Origin of the sequence: Actimicrobium sp. CCC2.4, from assembly GCF_034347385.1 — a bacterium.
Lineage (GTDB): Bacteria > Pseudomonadota > Gammaproteobacteria > Burkholderiales > Burkholderiaceae_D > Actimicrobium.
In genome coordinates this window covers 162,533-185,259 of record NZ_CP133777.1, presented here as the reverse complement: position 1 = coordinate 185,259, position 22,727 = coordinate 162,533, and the positions used below count along the sequence as shown (strand labels likewise).

The following is a 22,727-nucleotide window of genomic DNA, read 5'->3' as shown; positions in this document are numbered from 1 at the left end:
CAGAAGGAGAAGGCCTGTCCGCAGTGCGGGCAGGGATTAACCGGAATCAGGCGAGGCGGACTTGCGGGGGGCGTTCGGGATGGGCGGGAATGACCGAGGTCAGCAGGGCGGTCGAGGTAGCCACCGCTTGCGACGGGAAGTCAAGTGCCGGCAAGGCGGGTTGGGTCGAGGTGATCATCACGACGCCAATGCAGAAGGCGGCGCAGTTGCCGCATTTGGTGGCAGTGTGATGACCGGAGCTGGCCGGCTGGTCCGGCTGGTCCGGCTCATCGGCAGATTGTGCCGCCAGCATTGCCGCGTGATCGTGCGGTCCGGCGCTTGCATCGGCGGGAGTCATGGCTGCGACCGGTTCACACAAGAGCATGGTGGCTGCAGCAAAACCCTGTACGGGGATTGCCAGCAGCATCAGCCAGATCATCAAGGTGTGGAAAGTCGCTCTCATGCGGCGCACTGTAGCACAGGCAAACCGCCTCCGGATCATCCGGGCTGGTGTTGCCACAGCAAGGCCGTGGTCGCTTCGGCCGTCAGCGGCCGGCTGAACAGGTAGCCCTGCATGATGTCGCAGCCCAGTTGTTGCAGCACGTTGCGCTGGTCCGGGGTTTCGACGCCTTCGGCAATGACCGTCAGGTTCAGGTGATGTCCGAGCGTGATGACGGTGGCAGCGATTACCGCATCGTCGCCCTGGCCGATGCCGCTGACGAACGAGCGGTCGATCTTGATGGTGTCGAGCGGAAAACGTTTCAGGTAGGCCAGGTTGGAATAGCCGGTACCGAAGTCGTCCAGCGACAGGCGTACGCCGATGGCCTTGAGCGCATCCATTGTGACGATCAGTGCTTCGGTGTTTTCCATCACGATGCCCTCGGTCACTTCGAGTTCCAGATGCCTGCCATCGAGCCCGGTGTCCAGCAGGACGTCGCGCACCATCGCTTCGACGTCGTTGTGCTTGAACTGACGTGCCGACAGGTTGACCGCCATCACGATCGGGGCCAGGCCGGCCCGTTGCCATGCCATGTTCTGGCGGCATGCTGCCTGCATCACCCAGGCACCGATAGGCACGATCAGCCCGGTGTCTTCGGCGATCGGGATGAACTGCGCCGGCGAGATGATTCCCATCTCGGGATGGTGCCAGCGCAGCAAGGCCTCGACACCGGTAATACGGCCACTGGCGATGTCGACCTGAGGCTGATAATGCAGCGACAGTTCCTGGCGCTCGAGCGCCTTGCGCAAGCTGCTTTCGAGGCGGCTTTGTACGCTCATCCGCGCCGTCATGTGCGGCGTAAAAAACTGATGGCCGTTGCGGCCGAGTTCCTTGGCCCGGTACATCGCCGTATCGGCGCTGGAGATCAGCACGTCGGCGGTATTGCCATCGCGCGGATAGAGCGTGATGCCGATGCTGGGCGTGACAAACAGTTCGGTACCGGCGATCACGAAGGGAAGCGACAGGGCTTGCGTGATTTTTCCTGCCAGCATGGCGGCATCCTGTGGCGTCGCCAGGTCCGGCAGGAATACGCCGAACTCATCGCCACCCAGACGCCCGACGGTGTCATTGGCGCGCAGGCTGTCGAGGATGCGCCGGCTGGCCTGTTGCAGCACCGTGTCACCGGCCGCGTGCCCCAGCGTATCGTTGACCGCCTTGAAATGATCGAGGTCGATGAACATCACGCCCACCATCCAGTTGCTGCGTTCGGCCTGCAGCAGTACCTGCTTCAGGCGGTCATAGAACAGCACCCGGTTCGGCAAACCGGTCAGGTTGTCGTAGTGAGCCAGGTAGGTCAGGTGCTTTTGCGCCAGCTTGCTGTCGGTGATGTTTTCGTGCGAGACCACGACGCGCATCGGTCCGCCCTGCGGAAAGCGCGTCAGCCTGGCGAGGAACCAGCTCGGTCTGGCCGCCGTGCCGCAACGGTATTCGTAATGGAAGTCTTCCTGCGTACCGGCCAGTACGGCGCGCATGCCTTGCGCCAGCAGGCGACCGTCCTCGAGACCACTCGCGGCTGCGGCATCGCACATGGTCAGGTAATTGAAGCCACGCCAGTCAATCGCGGTGACCTCGTCGCTGTCGTTGCCGTAGTTTGCCCAGGCCTTGTTGACCGCCAGCAGCCGGCCGGTTTCATTGACCACGCAGATGTGTTCGGACAGTGCATCGATGGTGGCCCTGACGAAGCGCTCCGATTCACGCAGCGCCTGTTCCATTTCCTTGCGCAGGCTGATGTCTTCGATCAGTGCCAGCAAATGACGTGGCGCGATGCCGGTGCCGCGCACCAGCGACAGCGTCACGCTGGTCCACAGCAAGCTGCCATCGTGACGCGCGAAGCGCAGGTCGAAAGAGGCGGTTTCGGTCTGGCCACCGGCCAGCAAGGCAGTAATGGCGGCCTGCATCTGGTTGCGGTCTTCGCCGGCGACCATGTCAGTGATTTTGCGGTCCGGTAAAGCCGTTCCGGACAGAAGCAGCATCGCGCCAAAACGCGGGTTGGCCAGCGTGATGTTGCCGTCTGGCGTGGTGTGGACTATGCCCACCGGTGCCAGGTCAAAGGTGCTGCGGTAGCGCAGGTCGCTATCGCGTTGCAATTCTTCGGAATGGCGGCGCAGGCGCAGGAAGGCTTCGAGCCGGGCCAGCAAATCATCCTTGTTCAGCGGCAGGCGCAGCACATCATCAAAGCCGGTGCGCAGCCAGCCGGTGGCGCGCTGGTTGCCGGTGAGCGTCAGCAGGACCGGAAAATACAGCGGTCGTAGCTGCTGTTTGAGGTCGAGCAGGGCGCGCCCGTGCCGGCGCGCGGCCTGCTCATCGGTGATGCACAACGCCGCATCGACGTTGCCGGCGCTCAGCGCGGACGGCTGCAGGATCTGCACCTGATGTCCGGTTTGCTGCAGGAACTGCGTCAGCAGGCGGCGATCGGTCGGATCGGCGATCAGCAGGCCTATCGTCGCGAGAGTCGGTGAGCGGTTCATCGTTCAGTCCGTTTGCTTGAAACCCGGCACGCCGGTCAGGATGCCCTGCAGGTGCTGCAGCTTCTCGCTGATCTCGATGCCGGAGGCGCTGACTTTCATCTGGCGCAGCTCGGGCTGGAAATTGCCGATGCGCTTTTTCAGGCAGCCGACGATCTTGATGACCTGGCCGGCGTATTCGGCATAGCGCAGCAAAATGATGTTATCGGCCAAATGGCTCACGCCGAGGTCGGTGGCTTTCAGGCTGGTGCTGGTGATGTGTTCAACTTCATTGATCAGCAAGGTCGATACGCCGTTGCGCGACAGGTAGGTGACCATGTTGTGGATGTGCGCCTGCGGCTTGCCGAATTCTTCCATCGCAAACAGGTAGCCGCGCAGGCTGTCGATCATCACCATCGTGCAGCCATCGATTTCGACGGCGTCGCGGATCGCGGCCAGGAATTCATCGGGATAGAGTTCGATCGGATTGATGCGCACGATCTTCAGCGCGCCGGAGGCCACCACGTCATCGATAGGCGCACCGATGCCGCGACTGCGCGCCATGATGAAGCTGGCCGGTTCCTCGAACGTGAACAGCACCGCGCGGCTGCGCCGGGCGTGATGCGCCAGGAACTGCGTGCCCAGCGTGCTTTTGCCGGTGCCGGTCGGGCCGGTCAGCAGCGTCGTGGTGCCGGATTCGAGGCCGCCGCCCAGTAATTGATCGAGTTCGGTAATGCCCGATGACATCATCTGGTCGCCCGGATTGAGCGTGCCGGTGTGCTCGATGCGGTGCGGAAAGACATGCATGCCGTTGCCGGTGATGCGCATCGGATGGCGGCCTGACATAAAGCCCGAACCGCGCAGTTTTTCGACTTCCAGGCTGCGCAGGCCGATCCCCAGTCCGGCCGAAATATCCTTGCTCAGGCGGATCACGCCATCGACGGCCAGCGCGACCGAGGTGTCGCGCACCATCTCGGTCGGATCAAAAGCCAGCAGCGAGGTGGTGCCACTGCCGTTGAGGAAGTTCACCAGCGCCAGGATGTTCTTGCGGAACTGGTATTCGTCGGTGGCCAGATAACGCAACTGGGTCACCGAATCGATCACCAGCCGGTCGGGCCGGGCGCTGCGCACGGCGTCGTAAATGGATTTCCAGAGCGGCGCGCTTTCGACTTCGCCGGGCGGAAAAATATGGTATTCGCCCGGATCATCGGCCAGTTCGATGCCGCTGGGCGAGAGGTCCATGATGGCGATCTGCGCGAGATCCCAGCCGAAGCCGGAGACATTGCGGATGATCTCGGGGCCGGGTTCGCACAACGTGATGTACAGGCATTTTTCATGGCGCTGCAAGCCGGCGCGCAGCCATTGCAGCGAAAAGATGGTCTTGCCGGCACCGGCCGATCCGCCGATCAGATAGCAGCGCCCGGCGACCAGTCCGCCGTCGAGAATTTCGTCGCAACCCGGGACACCGGTGGACATCCGTGGAGGGCGTTGTTGCTCGCTCATGGGGAGATGCTTTCGAGGTGAATTGGGCAACCTACTTTCAGACTGCCGAGTGTAGTCACTACCAGTTGCCAACACCAGAATTGATTGCTTTTTAGAAAATATAATTCACCGGGACCGCGCCAGCCTATCGCGGCGAAGCGTCCGGCAAGCAGGCCGGTTCGTACCGGTCGCAACGACTGCTGCTCTACGGCTAATAATTACTGACTTTAGTTGCACTGCTCCATCAGACTCAGAGTGACTTGTAACTTCGTTACGGGTGCAGCATGTGAAGCCATACACCGTCAATTGGAGTGCCCGTATGATCCCGACCACCAGCTTGCCCTTTCCGTACAGCGCCAAACGTCATGGTGCTTCTCTGGCGCAGTGCGACGACGAACCGGTGAGCACGCCGGGATGCATCCAGAGTCACGGCATGTTGCTGGCGATGGACCCGGTCGCATTGATCGTGACCCAGGTCAGTGACAACTGCGCGCAGTGGACTGCCCGCCCGGTCGCGCAGGTACTTGGCGCTGCACTGGCGGACGTGCTCGGCATGGCGGTGGCGCAGCGTATCGCCCGGCTCATCGGGATCGGCGGCCTGGAAGGCAATCCGACCTATGCCATGACAGAGCGCGTGCCGGGCATGCCGGCCGATACCGAGCCGCTTGATATCAGCGTGCATCTGGCTGGCGGCGTGCTGATCGTTGAACTCGAACCAACCGGGCGTGATCGCCGTGGGCCGCTCTCCGAGCGCGACTACTATTCGCGCGTCAAGTCCACGATGGCACGCCTGCGTGCCAGCCCGTCACTGGCTTCGTTTTGCCAGGCTATCGCCGAGGAAGTGCGCAGCACTACCGGGTTGGACCGGGCGATGGTGTATCGCTTCCATGCTGACGATTCCGGCGAAATTGTGGCGGATTCCCACCGGCCGGACCTACACACCTGGCTGGGCTTGCGCTATCCGGCCAGCGATATCCCGAAGCCGGCGCGCGAGATTTTCAAGCAGATCGGCGTGCGTCCGCTGCCGGATGCGCGGGGCGAGTTGTGTGAACTGGTGCCCCTGCTTGATCCGGCGTCCGGCGCACCGCTGGACATGACCCATTGCGCCTTGCGCGGCGCTTCGGCGATGTACACCGAATACCTGACCAATATGGGCGTGGCCGCTACGCTGACCATGCCCATCCTGCGCGACAACGTGTTGTGGGGGCTGGTGGTCTGCCACCACTACACACCGACGGTGATGCCGTACCACCAGCGCGCCGCCGCCGAATTCATCGGCCAGGTAGCCTCGCTTGAAATCACCGGTGCCGAAACGCGCGAACATGCGCAGTACCAGGCCCGCATCGACGCGGTCCATCACGGCGTCATGACGCGAGCGGCAACCCGCGGCGAACTGACGGCACTGATGGAAGCGTTCGACGCGTCTGACCGGTCCGGCCTACTCGATGGCATCGACGCCGGTGGTATCGCGCTGCGCCACCATGACCAGTGGCTCACGTCGGGGCAGACGCCGTCTACGCTGCAGCTGCAGTCGCTGGCAGGCTGGGTGCGCCAACAGCTGGCCCGCGAGGGCAATGGCGCTCAGCTGGTCGTCACCGATGCGCTGGGCAGTCTGTTCGCCCCGGCGGCGCAGTACGCCGACGTGGCCAGCGGCTTGCTGGCCATCGCCGTGTCACGCTCGCTGCAAGGCGATTTGCTGTTCTGGTTCCGGCCGGAACAAAAGCAGGTGTTCAACTGGAGTGGCAATCCCTACGACAAGCCGACGGTGACGGGACCACACGGTGCGCGTCTGACACCACGGCGCAGCTTTGATCTCTGGCAGGAAGAGGTCCGCGGGCGTGCGATGCCCTGGAAGCCGGTCGAGATCGATGGGGCGCAAAAGTTGCGGCAATGGATCGCCGACATGGTCATCGGCCGTGCCGAGCAGCTCGATAAAACCAATAGCGACCTGGTACGCAGCAATGACGAACTCGATGCCTTTGCGTATGTGGCCGGGCATGATCTGAAAGAGCCGTTGCGCGGGATTTACAAGAATGCCTATCAGCTCAAGGAAGAGGTCGATGCCGGCCGTTTGCTGGGGGATGCCGGCAGCGAGCATCTCGGCACGGTGATGCGCCTGACGCTGCGCATGGATAACCTGCTCGATGCGCTGCTCAACTATGCCCGCATCGGCCGGATCGGGCTGGATTACGAGGAAGTCGACCTCGGTGCGGTGGTGGCCGAGGCGCTGGAAATGCTCGGCTCAAGGCTGGCCGTGAGCGGCCTCGAAGTCCGCATTCCCCGGCCGATGCCGATACTCGCCTGCGACCGGATCCGGGTGCGTGAAGTGTTCGCCAACCTGATCTCGAATGCGCTCAAGTACAACGATAAGCCGGCACCGTGGCTGGAGATTGGCTACCTGGACCACGACGGCACGACACCGTTGGTTTTTTTCGTGCGTGACAACGGCATCGGCATCGAGAGCCGGCACTGCGACCGCGTGTTCCAGATCTTCAAGCGGCTGCACCCGCGCGACGCTTACGGCGGTGGTGCCGGCGCCGGCCTGGCCGTCGTGCGCAAGCTGGTCGAACAGCATCATGGGCGCATCTGGTTCGATGCCGAACCGGGCGTCGGTGCGACCTTCTATTTCACGCTGAAAGCGCCCGGCCTTGCCGCGCCCGCGCAAGTGCACGCTCATGGGTGAGCAAGCCATTCTGGTGGTCGACGATTCCGACGATGATATCGAGACCGTATGCGCGGCCGCATCGCGCGCCGGCGTGACGATGGCCATTACCAGTGCGCCGGATGCGGACGTGGCATTGCGCCTGCTCGACGCCGCTGCCGATGGCGTGTTTGCCTTCATGCTGCTGGACTTCAATCTGCCCGGCGTCGATGGCCTGACATTCCTGCATCAGGTGCGCCGGCATCCGGTCCATGCGCGTTTGCCGGTGGTGGTGCTGACGGCGAGCGTGAACCCGCGTGACCGCCTGGCTTTTCTTGCTGCCGGGGCTGACGCCTTCCATATCAAGACCGTACGGCTCGAAGAATGTCTCGATACGCTGACGGCAATTTTCAAGCGCTGGTCCGGCCCGACTGTTGCGCCGTGACGCGGCCCTGGCGCATCCTGCTCGTCGATGACAATCTGCATGATCGCGCTGATGCCAGGGCAGCACTGCTCAAGGGATCGCGCCGCCGCTATGACTTCATTGAAGCGGAGCTGGCGCAGGAGGCGCTGGATTATTGCGCGCAGCAGCCTGCGCCGGATTGCATGCTGCTCGATTTTGATTTGCCGGACGCCGATGCCTTCGAACTGCTGGCGCGGATGCCGCGCGACAGCCATGGCATCACGCTGGTGCCGGTGGTGATTCTGACCGGCTCGCCACGCCAGTCCCTGAACCAGGAATTGCTGCGCGCCGGTGCCGAGGATTATGTCGGCAAGGCCTGGCTGGGGCCCGAGAGCCTGACGCGCGGCGTCGAAAATGCGATCGAGCGCCATCTGATGAAGCGTGAACTGTGGCGCGAGCGGGCCCGCCAGCAAGTCATCGCCGATATTGCACAGGCTGCTACCGACGGTCCCGGCAACGCGATGGCAGCGTTGTTCGAACGGGTCCGCGTGCTGGTGCAGGCCGATATTTTTCTGAGCCATGTGCTCGACATCGGTACGCCGCCGATGTTGCGCCTGACTGCCGACGCCGGTATCGACGCCCCCACCCGGCTGCTGTACCTGTTGCTGGATCCGGTCACCAGTTTGTGCGGCAGCGTGGTCGCGCATGGCAAGCCGGTGTTTCGCCACCATCTGCAGGAGCACGACGAGGAAGCAACGGCCGTGCTGAAAAAAATCGGCGTGCAGGCGTATGCGTCGTATCCGTTGCAAGTCGACGGCCGGGTCATTGGCACGTTGAGCTTCGGGTCGCGTTCGCGCGTCCAGTTTGACGACGACGAATGCGACTTCATGGCCACGGTGGCCAGCCAGGTCGGCGCGGCCTGGGAGCGGCTCGATCTGCTGCGTAGCAAGGACAATGAATTGCGCAGCCTGACGGATAACTCGCCCGATATCCTGACCCGTTTCGACCGGCAGTTGCGCCACGTCTTCATCAATGCCGCCATCACCCGCGTGACCGGCCACACGCCGGCCTACTTCATTGGCAAGAGCAATCGCGAACTTGGCATGCCGGAAGCCTTATGTGCGCGCTGGGAACGGGCCATGCAGCATGTCTTTACGACCGGCGAAGCGCAGCAGGTCTCGTTCGATTTTCCGGCCGTGACGGGACTGCGCCACTTCGATTGTCAATTGGTGGCCGAGCAGCGCGGCGATGGCCGGATTACGCACATCCTCGGCGTCACGCATGATGTGACGGTGCGCCACCAGCTCGACGACCGGCGGGAAGAATTGCTCGAAGCCGAGCGCGCCGCCCGTATCGAGAGCGAACGCGTTGCGCTGATCAAGGATGAATTCCTGGCCACACTGAGCCACGAATTGCGCACGCCGTTGTCGGCCATCATGGGCTGGGCCAGCCTGCTCAAGCGCGCATCGCCCAGCCCGGAGCTGTACCGCAAGGGGATCGACGTGATCGCCCGCAATGCGACCGATCAGGCCGCACTGATCGGTGATCTGCTGGACATGAACCGTATTCTGTCCGGCAAATTGCGCATGGAAAGCGAACGGGTCAATCTCGATGCCGTCGCCGCCGCAGCGATCGATACGCTGGCACCGGCGGCGCTGGCCAAGGGCATCACACTTGAGTTGGTACTGGCACCGGACGGACCGGGCAGGGTGCTGGGCGATGGCGCGCGCTTGCAGCAAGTGCTGTGGAACCTGCTGGCCAACGCCGTTAAATTTACGGCCGGCGGCGGTGTCGTCACGCTGGCCATCAGTGAGCGCGATGGTCTGGTCGTGGCGACGGTGACCGACAATGGCACTGGCATCGAGGCGAGCTTCCTGCCTTTTCTGTTCGATCGTTTCAGCCAGAGCGACGGCAGCGCGGCACGGGTGCATGGGGGGCTAGGACTGGGTTTATCGATCGTCAAGAATTTGCTGGAGTTGCACGGCGGGTCCGTCAGCGCCAGCAGCGGCGGTGCCGGTCAGGGTGCGTGTTTTACGGTGCTGTTGCCGCGCGCACCGGATGGACCGATGCCACGTGCGGCACCGGCCGCCGTGCCGGAGGTGGTGCCGGAGGTTCTGGTGAGCGGGCCAATGAGCGTCGACGACAGCAACGCACTGCGCGGCATGGCGGTCTTGCTGGTCGATGACAATCCGGATGTACTCGAACTCGGCCGTCGCTTGCTGACCGAGCATGGTGCGCTGGTCACGACCGCGCAGAGTGCCGATGCAGCCTTGCTGCAGATTCGCCGGCAGGTGCCCGACATCCTGCTCAGTGATATCGGCATGCCGGGCACCGACGGTTACCAGCTGATCGAGCTGGTGCGTACCGGCATGGGATTGGGTGCGTCGCAACTACCGGCCGTGGCCGTCACTGCCTATGCCCGCGCCCAGGATCATGCCCGTGCGCTGCAAGCGGGTTATCAGGCCTGCATCGACAAGCCGATCCGGCCCCAGTTGCTGATCCGGACCTTGCTGGACCTGGCCGCCGTCAAGGCTGCCGGCACGTATCCAGATGGCTTCTGATGTCTTCGAATAGCGCCACGGCGGTGGCCACTGCGCTCGGGTATTCGGTCTGCGGGCAGCGTTGTTCGGCACTCTCGAGGAACGCTAGCCAGTGCGAGCGGGCGTGCTCGCCATACACGGTATAAAACTGCATCGGCAAGTCGCCGGCTCCCTGCTGGCGTAGCCGCGTCGCGATGAACTGCCCGCCAAGCGTCGCGCCCTCCAGCGTGTACAGCATGCCGAACAAGGCGCCGGCGCGGTCGATGGCCGGAAGTTGCACCGTCGCTGCGAACGGTTGGCGGCCCAGTGCTGCCAGATCGGCCTCGAGGGCCGGCAGCTTGCGCCGTGGTGCGTAATCAAATAAATCGGGGTGATGTGCCAGATAGGTCAGCAAGGCGGTTTCGGCGTTCGCATAAATCCCGTGCATGGCGGCCAGCGCATCGCCGTAGTCGTCGCGGCTGACGTGCGGTGCCAGTAGTCGCGCCATCAGCGGATGGTGATCGAGGGCATGGTGCGGTTCTTTGGTGGCGAGGCGCAATTGCTGGTGCAGTGCGGATGGTGTCGGAGCAGGCATCGTGATCTGGTCGGGAAGGTGTTTGACTGCATCGTACAGCACAGCCAATTTCAGGCCGGCATTCAGCGGTTTTATTCTTTGTCATTTGCGAGTTGCGGTCGTCGGTTGGTCGTAGGGTGCAATGCCCTGCGGTTATTGCCCCCTACGGCTGCATGACCGTGAAGCAACCCGACCCAACCCAACCCAACCCAAGAACCGTGCTGTCCAGGAGCGTTAGCGCTTATAGGGGTTACCCCTGGCGCTGCAGAGCAATTAAAAAAACCATAACTCGATATGAGGTTATGGTTTATGGTTGCGCTTATTCAATAATGCTTATAAGTAATTCACTTCTCAGCAGGGACGGTGGCACGACCACTGATCTTTTTAACCCGGGGCCGGAACGTTTTCTATGCGAGCTTTTTCATGAGGGTGATGTCGTCCGAATTCTCTACTGCCGTCAGACTCCCGTCAGTGCGCCGGCTGCTGTTGTTGCTGGTGCTGGGTTGTGTGCTGCCGGGCGTGATCGGCGCGGCATTGCTGTTCTCTTATCTGTCCATCGAGGCTGACCGGCAGCTACAGCAATCGACGATGGCGACGGCGCGCACGCTGGTGCGGGAAGTCGACGCGCAGTTCGCCCAGGCCCGGTTGTTGGCCGTGACATTGGCGCAAAGTCGCACGCTTGCCGGCGACGACCTTGCCGCCTTCCATCGCGAGGCGCGTCAATTGCTGAGCGCGACCGCGATATCGACCGGCGTTGTAGTCAGTGATGTGCAGGGACAGCAAGTGCTCGATACCCGGGTCGCATTTGGTACACCGTTGCTGCGTTATGGCAACCAGAACCAGCTGCGTCAAGTGATCACTTCGGGCCGGGCGGTGGCGTCAGACGTCTTCGCCGATTTGCCGGCGGGTCATTATGCGGTCGCGTTTCCGGTCATGGTCAACGGAAATGTCATCCGGGTGGTGAGCGTGTTGATGTCGCTGCGGCAGCTCGACGCGCTATTGCAGCGTTATCCGTTCCCCGCCGGCTGGACGGTCAGCATTGTTGATAGCAGCGGCACGATTGCCGCACGAAACCGGCTTGCGGAGCAGTTCGTCGGCCAGAAAGCCAGCCTCGAGATGTTCCTGGTAGAGAGCGAGGGTATCCATCACACCTACACCAGCGACAGCATAGCGGTACGGACGTTTTTTAGTACGTCGGCGGCCAGTCACTGGAGGGCGGTAATTGGTTCACCGGGCGGTCCTCTGCCGACGTTTTCTGTGCTGACCGTGACCTTGACGGGCAGCGCGCTGCTGGCGTGGTGCGTGCTGGCAGGTGCAATGGCACTCACGCTGGGCAGGCGGATTACCTGGTCGATGACGGCACTGGCGTTGCCGGCACGGGATCTGGCAGCGGGCAAGCCACTCGTACTTCCTCGTGTGTATTTCCATGAGGCCGGCGAAGTCGCCCGGGTGACGATACGATCATCGATGGAGTTACGTTACAGCGAGCTGGCGCTGAAGGCCTTGAACCGCGATCTGGAAGCGCGGATACAGGAGCGCACTCGCGAAGCGACCGATCTGTATGACCGCGCACCTTGCAGTTATCACACGCTCGATGCCGCGGGTATCGTGATCCAGGTGAATCAGACCGGGCTGGATTTGCTGGGTTATCACCGCGAAGAATATCTGGGGCACGCTATCCGGCAATTCATGACGCCGGATAGCTGGGCGACCATCGCCGACAGGTATCCGCAATTGCTGCCCGGCGGGCAATTGCATGAGCTTGAAGTCGATTTCGTGCACAAGGATGGCACGGTGGTGCCTTGCCTGATGAGTGCAAATGCCGAGCTCGATAGCCGGGGCAATTTCGCTTTCCTGCGCAGCACGCTGGTCGATAACCGCATCGGTAAAGCACGCCAGCAGCAGATCATTTCGCTCAACCAGTTCCTCAATGACGTGCTCGAGTCTTTGCCGTTTGGCGTGGCGGTACTCAACGAGCAACAACAAGTCATTTTGCGCAACCGTCTGTTCGGTGACCTGCAAAGCTACCCGCCCGAATTGTTCCAGAAATCGCCGCGGCTATTTACCGATATGGTCCGGTTTTCGTATGAACTGGGGTATTACCCGCAGCGCTTGTATGACGACGTGCTGGCCGACTATCGCGCGATGATTGCTTCGCGCCAATCAGTGTGCATGGAGCGCAGTTTGCCTGATAACAAGTATCTGGAAATACGCGGCCAGCCGATTTCGGCCGACTGGGTCCTGCTGACCTACACCGACATCACGCCGTTCCGGCTGGCCGAGCAAGCGTTGTCGCAAGCCCGCACCGAGGCAGAAACCGCCAATCTTGCCAAGAGCGATTTCCTGGCCAATATGACTCACGAACTACGCACGCCGCTCAATGCCGTGATCGGTCTGGCACGATTGCTGACAGAGTCACCGCTGAACGCCTGGCAACGCGACTATGCCGACAAGATCGCGTTGTCGGCCCAGTCTTTGCAGGTGCTGATCAATGACATCCTGGATTTGTCGAAGATGGAAGCAAACCAGCTGCGCATCGAACAGATCCCGTTTTCTCTGAACCTGCTGTTACGTACGGCGGCCTCGGTGCTGGGGGTCGGTGTTGGCCAAAAAGAGATTGCGGTGGTGCTGGATCTGGCGCCGGACGTGCCCGATGCCATGGTGGGCGACCCGTTACGCGTGCAGCAAATCCTGCTGAACCTGATTAGCAATGCACTTAAATTTACCGAGCGCGGCGAGATCGTCGTGTCGGTGCGCTGCCAGTCGGTTGCACCGGTGCCAGCTGGTGCGCCCGTCCTGTTGCAGATCGCCGTACGCGATACCGGTATCGGTATCGCCGCGGCGGGGCTGGAGTCGATTTTCAATGCGTTCATGCAGGCCGACGCATCGACCACCAGGTTGTATGGTGGCACCGGCCTGGGCCTGACGATCAGCAACCGGCTGGTCACGATGATGGGGGGACAGATCAGCGTCGACAGCACGCCGGGACAGGGCAGCGAATTTCGCTTTTCGCTGCCCCTGACGGCAGGCGTGCCGGTCCGGCAGGACGATTTTCCCGCCGCACTGCGGGTGCTGATCGTGGAAAGTCATCCGCTGAAACGTGTGCTCTTGCGCGATGCCTGCCTGGCATTCGGCTGGCAGGTTCGTGTGATTGATCCTGCGCAGCCGGGATTGCCGGCCTTGCTGAAGGCCGGGGCGACACGCGGCGAGACCGATTTGCTGCTACTGGACGGGAGGTTGCCGGAGATCGACACGATGGCTCTGTTGCGGCAATGGCGTGCGATGCCCGATGTCGTATTGCCGCGTACGTTGCTGATGGTGCCGCTGCTGGCGCTCGATCGGTTCGCCGCGGGCAGCCGGGACGGCTATCCGGGCGGACTGGTTGCCAAGCCGCTGACGCGCTGGAGTCTGGCGGAGGCCGTACTCAGGCTTTTCCCGGTTGAACCGGCCGCGTGTATGCCGGCTGCTGCGACGGCTGCCTTGCCACTGTCCGGGTTACGCCTGCTGGTGGCCGAGGATAACGCCATCAATCAGGAAGTCGCTGCGCAGGTCTTGACTGCGGCCGGTGCCGAGGTCGTGGTGGTCGGTGACGGTATTGCGGTGCAGGCGGCGCTGACGATGGCGGCCGACCGGTTTGACATCGTGCTGATGGATATCCAGATGCCGTTGATGGATGGCTATGCGGCGACACGGTGGATCCGTGACCATTCTGATGTCGCAACGCTGCCGGTGATTGCGCTGACGGCACAGGCGAACGCGGGCGGGTCCGCCACGGCGCGCGATGCCGGCATGACCGGCGTCCTGGCCAAGCCGCTCGATATCGATGCCTTGCTCGCCGTGATCGCCGGGGCGGGTATTGGCTGGCCTGCCGGCAGCCACCGGGCGCTTCCTGATGCGCCGCCGGCCATCCCGTTATCCGGGCTGGATTTTGTCGCTGCCCTGAAAGTCTTCGGCGGTGACAAGGTGCGTCTGGCGACGCTCTTGCGCGCGTTCGTGGGTCGCCAGGGCGGGGATGTTGCCGAAGCGCGCCGGCTGCTGGACTGCAACGACATCGACGCGGCAATTGATCTGGTGCACCAGATACGCGGTGTGGCGGCGTCGCTGCATGCACGCGAGCTACACCACGTCGCCGGCTTGACCGAGGCCGCCCTGCTGGACGGCGCGGTCGAAGCGCTACCGGACTTGTTCAGCCAGCTTCAGGATGCCATGACGATGGTGCGGCATTGCGCCCGCCGGTTTGATGCGTTGCTGACGCTAGGGCACCCCGGCCTGATTACTCCACCGTGACGGACTTGGCCAGATTGCGTGGCTTGTCGACATCGGTGCCGCGCGCCAGCGCTGTGTGATAAGCCAGCAATTGCAGCGGGACCACATGCAGGATCGGTGATAGCAAACCGTAATGCTCGGGCAGGCGGATCACGTGGATGCCCTCGCTCGACGAAATGTGCGAATCGGCATCGGCAAAGACATACAGCTGGCCGCCACGGGCGCGGACTTCCTGCATGTTCGATTTCAGTTTCTCGATGAGCGTGTCGTTCGGTGCCACCGTGACGACCGGCATTTCTTCGGTCACCAGCGCCAGCGGTCCGTGCTTGAGTTCGCCGGCCGGATAGGCTTCGGCGTGGATGTAGGAGATTTCCTTGAGCTTGAGCGCGCCTTCGAGGGCAATCGGGTAGTGCATGCCGCGACCGAGGAAGAGCGCGTTTTCCTTGCGGGCAAACGCATCGGCCCAGGCGATGATCTGTGGCTCCAGCGCCAGCACGCTCTGGATTGCGGTCGGTAGGTGACGCAGGTTTTTCAGGTAAGCGTGTTCCTGTTCGTCGTCCAGGCGGCCGCGCAATCTGGCCAGCGTCAGCGTCAGCAGGAACAGCGCGGTCAGCTGTGTCGTGAAGGCCTTGGTCGAGGCGACACCGATTTCGGTGCCGGCGCGGGTCAGGTACGCCAGTTCGGTTTCGCGCACCATCGCCGAGGTGCCGACATTGCAGATCGCCAGCGAGTGCCGGTGGCCGAGTTCTTTTGCATACTTGAGCGCGGCCAGCGTGTCGGCGGTTTCACCGGATTGCGAGATGACGACGATGAGCGCATTCGGATTGACGGCCGGGGTGCGGTAGCGGTACTCGCTGGCGATCTCGACTTGGGTTGGCAGGCCGGTCAGGGCTTCGAGCCAGTAGCGCGCCGTCATGCCGGAATACAGGCTGGTGCCGCAGGCCAGGATCTGGATCGCATCGATGTCCTTGAAGACGGTGCCGGCATTCGCACCGAACAGCTCCGGCACGAAGCCTTGCACGCCTTCGAGCGTATCGGTGATGGCGCGCGGCTGCTCGAAAATTTCTTTTTGCATGTAGTGCCGGTATGGGCCCAGATCGATGTCGCCGGCGTAGGCGCTGACGGTATGGATGATGCGTTCGACCGGCTCGTCGTTCTTGTCGGTGATGTGTACGCTGCCGCGCTGCAGGTCGACTACGTCGCCTTCTTCGAGGTACAGGATCTGGTCGGTCGAGCCGGACAGCGCCATCGCATCCGAGGCCAGGAAATTCTCGCCTTCGCCGATACCGACGATCAGCGGGCAACCGAAACGGGCACCGACCACGCGGTGCGGTTCGTCCCGGCAGAAGGCGGCAATGGCGTAGGCCCCGGTGAGGCGCTTGACCGCACGTTGCATGGTGCGGAACAGGTCGCCGTCGTACAGGTGGTTGACCAGGTGGGCCACGACTTCGGTATCGGTTTGCGATTCGAACACGTAACCCAGTACCTTCAGTTCGGTACGGATTTCTTCGTAGTTTTCGATGATGCCGTTATGGACCAGCGCGATGCGGTGGACGCCATCGGCATCCGGTGAAAAATGCGGATGCGCGTTGAAGGTGACCGGTGCGCCATGCGTGGCCCAGCGCGTATGCGAAATGCCGGTACTGCCTTGCAGGCCGGATCCGGCGATCTGGGTTTCGAGTTCGGCGACGCGCGCGGTGCTGCGGGCGCGCTGGAGGCCATCGTTGAAGACGGCCACGCCGCAGGAGTCATAGCCGCGGTATTCGAGGCGCTTGAGGCCTTGCAGCAGGACGGGAATGATGTTGCGTGTGGAGACTGCGCCGACGATACCGCACATGGAGTATTTCCTTATTTTTTTTGCTTGATAGGCCGTTGCCAGCCGTCGATGGTGAGTTGTTTGCTGCGCGACAAGGTGAGCTTGCCGGGCGGCGCATTCCTGCTTAGCGTGGTGCCCGCACCGATGGTGGCACCTGCGCCAACGGTCACCGGGGCGACCAGCTGGGTGTCGCTGCCGATGAAGGCATCGTCCTCGATGACCGTGCGGTATTTGTTGACGCCGTCATAGTTGCAGGTGATCGTGCCGGCCCCGACATTGACGCGCTGGCCGATGGTGGCGTCGCCGATGTAGGCCAGGTGGTTGGCCTTGCTGCCGGTACCGAGCTGGCTGTTCTTGATCTCGACGAAATTGCCGACATGGACCGCGTCGGCCAGTTCGGTACCCGGGCGCAAGCGGGCGTACGGACCGATCATGGCGGCGGCACCGACGACGGCTTCGTCGATGTGGCAGAACGGCTTGATTTGCGCGCCGTCGCCGATGCGGGCGTTGCTGATGACGCAGTGCGCGCCGACGCGTACGTTGTCGGCCAGCGTGACCGTGCCTTCGAAAACGCAACCCACGTCGATGCTAACATCGCGGCCGCACGTGAGCGTGCCGCGCACGTCGATGCGGGACGGGTCGGCCAGCGTGACGCCCTGTTCCATCAGGCGCTGTGCGACGTTGCGCTGGTGCACCCGCTCGAGTTCGGCGAGTTGTACCTTGCTGTTGACGCCCAGGGTTTCCCACACGGCACCTGGCTGGGCCGACTGCACCGGCATGCCTTCGGCAACCGCACAGGCGACGATATCGGTCAGGTAGTACTCGCCCTGGGCATTGTCGTTCGACAGGCTGGCCAGCCAGCGCTTGAGGGCGGCGGTCGGAGCGATCAGGATGCCGGTATTGACTTCGGTGATCGCCAGTTCGGCGGCACTGGCGTCTTTTTGTTCGACGATACGGACGATGCGACCCTGTTCGCGCACGATACGCCCGTAGCCGGTCGGATCAGTCATGGTGATGGTGAGGATGCCGAGCGCGTCAGTGCCGGCGCAGGCCAGCAGTTTTTGCAGCGAGCCGGTGGTGGTCAGGGGCACGTCGCCGTACAACACCAGTGTCGGGGTACACTCGTGGAGCAATGGCATGGCTTGCATCACCGCGTGGCCGGTGCCGAGTTGCGGCTCCTGGCGCGCGAAGACAATGTCGTCAGCGTCGAAAGCGGCCGGGACGGCGTCACCGCCATGACCGTAAATGATGCACAGGCGGGTCGGCGACAGCGACCGGGCGGTGCCGACCACATGTGCCAGCAGGGATGTTCCAGCCAGCGGGTGCAGCACCTTCGGCAAGGCCGATTGCATGCGTTTGCCCATGCCGGCGGCCAGGATGACAACGTTCATAGGTGCCCGTTTGAAAAAAGTACAAAATCTTAACATGTGCACTGCGCGCTCCCTGGCCAAAAAGGGCGCGCTGCTCGTGCTCGTGGTGGTGCTGGCCGGATGCAGTGCATTGCGGCTGTCTTATGGCAATGGCGAAACCTTGTCGTACTGGTGGCTCAATACCTATGTCGGGTTTGATCAGACCCAGCGCGCGCAAGTGCGTACCCAGCTCGATAACCTATTTTCGTGGCACCGGAAGACCCAGTTGCCCGACTATGCGCAACTGATGGGAGCCGGTCAGCGCCGCCTGCAGGATACCGCGATCGTGACGCCGGAGATCGTGCGCAGTGACTATGACGGCTTGAAAAAGCGTGTCGTCGTCATGCTCGATCAGGCGCTGCCGGCCTTGGCCGATCTGGCCTTGTCATTGAGTCCGGAGCAGATCGACCGGATCGAAAACAAGCTGGTCGACAGCACCGAGCGTTATCGTAAGGAGTACCTGAGTGGCGACGTTGAGGACCGTCAACAGTTCCGCTACAAAAAAGTCATGAAGCAGGCCGAGTACTGGTTTGGCGATTTCAGTGACGCGCAGGAGAGCCGCATCCGGCGGCTGTCGGATGCGCGGCCGCTGGATAACGCGCTGGTGCTGGCCGACCGCATCGAGCGCCGGCAAGCACTGATCGCGTTGCTCAAGAAGGTACGCCGCGAACAAGCGCCGCGCGTGGCTGTGGTGCAGGCGCTTAAGGACTACACCCGCGTGCATTACGAGCGGACTGGCAATGGCGTCAATACGGCGTTTTTTGCGGCCTCGACTGACGCGGCGATCAGCCTGACGGCTGATGTGATCGCCCTGACCACTCCGCGCCAGAAAGCCCACGCGATACGGCAATTGCAAGACCTGCAGGAACTTTTTCTGGACCTGGCAGGCTAGCGCTGCACCGCTTGCAGCGTGATCGTACCCGGCATGGTCGCCGGCACCGAACACGGTTCGTCATCGAAGGCAATGTCGCCATCGACCACCGGCGCCCCGGTAACAGCCAGACCGGCGAAATCAAACAGCTTGCGGTCCATCAGATGCGACGGTGCGACGGTCGATAGGGCGGCGAAGATGTTGTCGGTGCGGCCCGGATTTTTCTTGTCCCAGTCGCGCAGCATGTTCTTGAGTTGCTTGCGCTGGAGGTTTTCCTGGCTGCCGCACAGGTCGCACGGAATGATGGGGAAATTCTTCACTTCGGCATAGCGCTCGGTGTCGGCTTCTTTGACGTAGGCCAGCGGCCGGATCACGATGTGCTTGCCGTCATCGGATTGCAGCTTGGGCGGCATGCTTTTGAGTTTTCCGCCAAAAAACATATTCAGAAAAAACGTTTCGAGGATGTCGTCGCGATGGTGACCCAGGGCGATCTTGGTCGCGCCAAGCTCGTCGGCAACCCGGTACAGGATGCCGCGCCGCAGCCGCGAGCACAGCGAACAGGTGGTCTTGCCTTCGGCAATGACGCGCTTGACGATGCTGTAGGTATCCTGGTTTTCGATGTGGAAAGCCACGCCGAGATCAGTCAGATAGGCCGGCAGGATGTGCTCCGGAAAGTTCGGCTGTTTCTGGTCGAGGTTGACGGCGATCAGTTCGAAATTGATCGGGGCGCGTTCGCGCAGCGTCATCAGGATGTCGAGCAGGGCGTAGCTGTCCTTGCCGCCGGACAGGCAGACCATGATCTTGTCGCCTTCCTCGATCATGTTGAAGTCACCGATGGCCTGGCCGACCTGGCGGCACAGGCGCTTGTGCAGCTTGTTATTTTCGTAGGTGATTTTTTCGCGCTGCCGGACCGACAGGTCGTCGGCGGGTTCGGTTGCTGTATCGGACATGGTGGACTCCAGCATTCAGGCTGCCTTGACCCGGAAGACTTCGACGCCGACCGATTCGCAGTCCGGATAGACGTCCGGCTTTTCGGTCGAGACACGCACCGCGCGTACCTTCGGGTGTTGCAGCATGGCGGCAGCAACATCATCGCACAGGGTTTCCTGCAGATGGATGTGGCCGGCTTCGGTGCGTCTGGAAATCGTGCTGCGGATGAAGTCATAGTCGACTACTTCGTCGAGCAGATCGCCTTTCGGGGTCGACAGTTCAAGCGGGATGAACAGGTCAACATTGATCAGCACGCGCTGTTCGGCTTTTTTTTCAAAATCATGGACGCCGATGTTGATCAGGACTTCGTAATTGCGCAGAAACAGACGACGACAATTGACGAGGGCGGGTTGGGACAGGAATGAGGACATGGTCACGATCGGTATTGAAACGGGGTGGGGTTAATGGGCAACGAACATCACGTCGCGTTGCAGTGGAATCAGGTGCTGGCCGCCATCGACCAGCAAAGTGGTGCCGGTCATTGCTTGCGCCTCTGCGACATAGCAGACGGCGTCGGCGATATCTTTCGGCGTGCTGGAGCGACCCAGCGGGGTAATCTTGTGCGCCTTTTCGAAACTGGCCTGGCTCTGGTCGCCGGAAATCAGCGTGATGCCGGGGGCGACGCCGACCACCCGCAGCTTTGGTGCCAGCGCTTGCGCCAGCATTACGGTAGCGGTTTGCAGTGCGGCCTTCGACAGCGTGTATGACAGAAAATCCGGATTCATGTTGAACAGTTTCTGGTCCAGCAAATTGATGACGACCGATTGTTCGCCGTCCGGCGTTGCTGCATGCAGCGCTTGCGCCAGCAGGATGGGGGCGGCGAGGTTGGCATGCATGTGTTCATCGAGGACTACCAGCGAAAAATCAGCCGGGCCATCCTGCTCGAACAGCGAGGCATTGTTGACGACGCAGGCCAGCCGGCTTTGCGGGCCGCAGCAGGCAATGGCGTCTGGCAATAATTTTTTGACGGCCTGTTCATCGGTCAGGTCGCATTGCAATGCCCAGGCGCGCCTGCCGAGTTGTTCAATCTCATGGACTGTCGTGGCGGCCTCGCCAGCCGAGCGACCGTAGTGCACAATGACGTCCCAGCCACGCCCGGCCAATGCCAGCGCGATGGTGCGGCCGATGCGTTTGGCCGCGCCTGTGACGAGTGCAACTTTCTGTTGGTCCGTGGTCATCGTGTTGTGCCTTTCGCTGAGATATCGAAAAAAAGCCATGCAATTGCAACTGCCCGAACCCTCTGCTGACGCGCTGCGTGCTTCGCGCGCGCTGCATACTCTGATCGCCAACGACATCCGCCGCAATTCCGGCTGGATATCTTTTTCGCGCTATATGGAGCTGGCGCTGTACGAGCCGGAGCTCGGTTATTACAGCGGCGGTGCCGCCAAGCTCGGGAAAGACGGCGATTTTACAACCGCCCCCGAAATCACGTCGCTATTCGGTGCGACGCTGGCGCACGCCGTGGCCGACTTGCTGCCGAAAATCGCTCCTCATTTGCTGGAGTTCGGTGCCGGCACCGGCAAGCTGGCGTTCGATTTGCTGACCGAACTGGCCTTGATGGGAATCCCCGTGCACCGGTATGCGATTGTCGAACTGTCGGGCGAATTACGGGCGCGCCAACAGCAATTGCTCAAGGGCTTTCCGCAGGTGGTCTGGCTGGATCATTTTCCGTCGGTATTTACCGGGGTGGTGATCGGCAATGAAGTGCTCGACGCGATGCCGGCGCATCTGGTGGTGAAGACCGAGCACGGCTGGCGCGAGCGCGGCATAGGCCTGTCGGCCCGACATTTTGTCTATCGCGAGCATCCGTGTGATGCCGCGTTGATTGCGCAGATTCCGGAGGCGGACGCGCTGCCGGTCGGCTATGCGACGGAAGTCCATCCGGTAGCGGCCGGTTTCATGCGTTCGCTGGCCGAGATGCTGTGTGCCGGCTTCGATGACTCCGGGCAGGGCAGTGCGGCGATCCTGATCGATTACGGCTTTCCTGCACATGAGTACTACCTTGACCAGCGCGAGCACGGCACGCTGATGTGCCATTACCGTCATCACGCCCATGACGATCCGTTTTTCCTGCCGGGTTTGCAAGACATCACGGCGCATGTCGATTTCACGGCGATGGCGCGGGCCGCGCTGGACGGCGGGCTCGATTTGCTGGGTTATCTGAGTCAGGCGTCATTTTTGCTGGAAGCCGGTCTGGGCGATTTGCTGTTGCGGACCTCGCCTGACGATGGCGCGCGTTACCTGCCGCAGGCCAATGCGGTCCAGAAGCTGACTTCGCCCGCTGAAATGGGCGAGCTGTTCAAGGTGCTGATTGTTGGCACGCAATTGCGGTTGCCGGAGCGCTTCGAGCGCAACGACCGCAGCCATCGACTGTGAAGGGGGAGGCATGATCCGCTGGTTTCTCGCCATTTTCGTCGGATTGATTGTGTTGTCGGCCGCTCTGCCGTGGCTCGAGAAAATCGGCCTGGGCCGCTTGCCCGGCGACATCCGTTTCCGGCTGTTCGGCAAGGATATTTTTCTACCTTTTGCCTCGACCGTGTTGCTGTCGATGGTGCTGTTCGCCGTGATGCGCCTGATCCGCTAAGATGACCGCCACGGCCTTCCGGCCGCTTTACCAAAGGCAACCGATGATACGTTGGGTCGCAGTCATTTTCGTGGGTCTGATTGTCTTCCCCTTGCTGTTGCCCTGGCTGAACCGGCTCGGCATCGGACGAGTACCTGGCGATGTGCGCTTCACCTTGGGTAGCCTTCGGTTGTGCCTACCGTTCGGGTCGACGTTGCTGGTGTCGGCATTGGCATTTTTGTGTGCCGAGTTGTTCACTTACCTACCCTGA

At 62.1% G+C, this 22,727-nt stretch carries 17 protein-coding genes; 8 read left to right on the top strand and 9 right to left on the bottom strand.

Features of this window, described 5'->3' with window-relative positions; translation table 11 throughout:
- Positions 1-46: 46 nt before the first annotated feature.
- From RHM62_RS00930 to RHM62_RS00920, 3 genes are read right to left on the bottom strand one after another with little or no spacing between them, the layout of a single operon-like run.
- Positions 47-442, bottom strand: a complete 396-nt coding sequence (locus RHM62_RS00930) for a hypothetical protein (protein ID WP_322123722.1) — start codon at positions 440-442, stop codon at positions 47-49.
- A gap of 35 nt (positions 443-477) precedes the next feature.
- Positions 478-2,946: an EAL domain-containing protein gene (locus tag RHM62_RS00925; protein WP_322123721.1), complete on the bottom strand. Its 2,469-nt coding sequence runs from the start codon at positions 2,944-2,946 to the stop codon at positions 478-480.
- Positions 2,947-2,949: 3 nt separating this feature from the next.
- Positions 2,950-4,425: an ATPase domain-containing protein gene (locus RHM62_RS00920; protein WP_322123720.1), complete on the bottom strand. Its 1,476-nt coding sequence runs from the start codon at positions 4,423-4,425 to the stop codon at positions 2,950-2,952.
- Between the two features lie 298 nt (positions 4,426-4,723).
- Between RHM62_RS00920 and RHM62_RS00915 the strand changes: the two genes are divergently transcribed.
- The 3 genes from RHM62_RS00915 to RHM62_RS00905 are packed head-to-tail and all read left to right on the top strand — an operon-like array spanning position 4,724 to position 10,009.
- On the top strand, positions 4,724-7,087 hold the full coding sequence (locus RHM62_RS00915) for an ATP-binding protein (protein WP_322123719.1): 2,364 nt from the start codon (positions 4,724-4,726) through the stop codon (positions 7,085-7,087).
- On the top strand, positions 7,080-7,490 hold the full coding sequence (locus tag RHM62_RS00910; protein ID WP_322123718.1) for a response regulator: 411 nt from the start codon (positions 7,080-7,082) through the stop codon (positions 7,488-7,490). Before RHM62_RS00915 ends, RHM62_RS00910 begins: the two co-directional genes overlap by 8 nt.
- A complete protein-coding gene (locus RHM62_RS00905; protein ID WP_322123717.1) occupies positions 7,430-10,009 on the top strand; it encodes a response regulator in 2,580 nt (859 codons plus the stop codon). Before RHM62_RS00910 ends, RHM62_RS00905 begins: the two co-directional genes overlap by 61 nt.
- On the opposite strand, the gene RHM62_RS00900 is transcribed toward RHM62_RS00905, so the two are convergent.
- Positions 9,975-10,604 carry a biliverdin-producing heme oxygenase gene (locus tag RHM62_RS00900; RefSeq protein ID WP_322123716.1) on the bottom strand — a complete coding sequence of 210 codons (630 nt, stop codon included), beginning with the start codon at positions 10,602-10,604 and terminating at the stop codon, positions 9,975-9,977. The two genes, RHM62_RS00905 and RHM62_RS00900, sit on opposite strands and share 35 nt — an antisense overlap.
- Positions 10,605-10,973: 369 nt before the next feature.
- On the opposite strand from RHM62_RS00900, the gene RHM62_RS00895 reads away from it, so the two are divergent.
- Entirely contained in the window at positions 10,974-14,828 is a 3,855-nt protein-coding gene (locus tag RHM62_RS00895; RefSeq protein ID WP_322123715.1) for an ATP-binding protein, read from the top strand.
- Here the strand turns inward: RHM62_RS00895 and glmS are convergent.
- Together glmS and glmU are read right to left on the bottom strand one after the other, a co-directional pair.
- Complete coding sequence (glmS, locus tag RHM62_RS00890) at positions 14,815-16,644, bottom strand: glutamine--fructose-6-phosphate transaminase (isomerizing) (protein WP_322123714.1); 1,830 nt, start codon at positions 16,642-16,644, stop codon at positions 14,815-14,817. The genes RHM62_RS00895 and glmS overlap by 14 nt on opposite strands.
- 11 nt (positions 16,645-16,655) lie before the next feature.
- On the bottom strand, positions 16,656-18,014 hold the full coding sequence (gene glmU, locus RHM62_RS00885) for a bifunctional UDP-N-acetylglucosamine diphosphorylase/glucosamine-1-phosphate N-acetyltransferase GlmU (RefSeq protein ID WP_322123713.1): 1,359 nt from the start codon (positions 18,012-18,014) through the stop codon (positions 16,656-16,658).
- Here glmU and RHM62_RS00880 point away from each other — a divergent pair.
- Positions 18,001-18,924: a DUF6279 family lipoprotein gene (locus RHM62_RS00880; RefSeq protein ID WP_322123712.1), complete on the top strand. Its 924-nt coding sequence runs from the start codon at positions 18,001-18,003 to the stop codon at positions 18,922-18,924. The two genes, glmU and RHM62_RS00880, sit on opposite strands and share 14 nt — an antisense overlap.
- Here the strand turns inward: RHM62_RS00880 and ttcA are convergent.
- From ttcA to RHM62_RS00865, 3 genes are read right to left on the bottom strand one after another with little or no spacing between them, the layout of a single operon-like run.
- Entirely contained in the window at positions 18,921-19,853 is a 933-nt protein-coding gene (ttcA, locus tag RHM62_RS00875; RefSeq protein ID WP_322123711.1) for a tRNA 2-thiocytidine(32) synthetase TtcA, read from the bottom strand. The two genes, RHM62_RS00880 and ttcA, sit on opposite strands and share 4 nt — an antisense overlap.
- A gap of 15 nt (positions 19,854-19,868) precedes the next feature.
- Complete coding sequence (locus tag RHM62_RS00870) at positions 19,869-20,264, bottom strand: dihydroneopterin aldolase (RefSeq protein ID WP_322123710.1); 396 nt, start codon at positions 20,262-20,264, stop codon at positions 19,869-19,871.
- Positions 20,265-20,294: 30 nt separating this feature from the next.
- Positions 20,295-21,071 carry an SDR family oxidoreductase gene (locus RHM62_RS00865; protein ID WP_322123709.1) on the bottom strand — a complete coding sequence of 259 codons (777 nt, stop codon included), beginning with the start codon at positions 21,069-21,071 and terminating at the stop codon, positions 20,295-20,297.
- Between the two features lie 37 nt (positions 21,072-21,108).
- On the opposite strand from RHM62_RS00865, the gene RHM62_RS00860 reads away from it, so the two are divergent.
- The 3 genes from RHM62_RS00860 to RHM62_RS00850 are packed head-to-tail and all read left to right on the top strand — an operon-like array spanning position 21,109 to position 22,727.
- Positions 21,109-22,269: a class I SAM-dependent methyltransferase gene (locus RHM62_RS00860; RefSeq protein WP_322123708.1), complete on the top strand. Its 1,161-nt coding sequence runs from the start codon at positions 21,109-21,111 to the stop codon at positions 22,267-22,269.
- A gap of 10 nt (positions 22,270-22,279) precedes the next feature.
- A complete protein-coding gene (locus RHM62_RS00855; RefSeq protein ID WP_009665873.1) occupies positions 22,280-22,477 on the top strand; it encodes a DUF2905 domain-containing protein in 198 nt (65 codons plus the stop codon).
- Between the two features lies 1 nt (position 22,478).
- Complete coding sequence (locus RHM62_RS00850; protein WP_416172280.1) at positions 22,479-22,727, top strand: DUF2905 domain-containing protein; 249 nt, start codon at positions 22,479-22,481, stop codon at positions 22,725-22,727.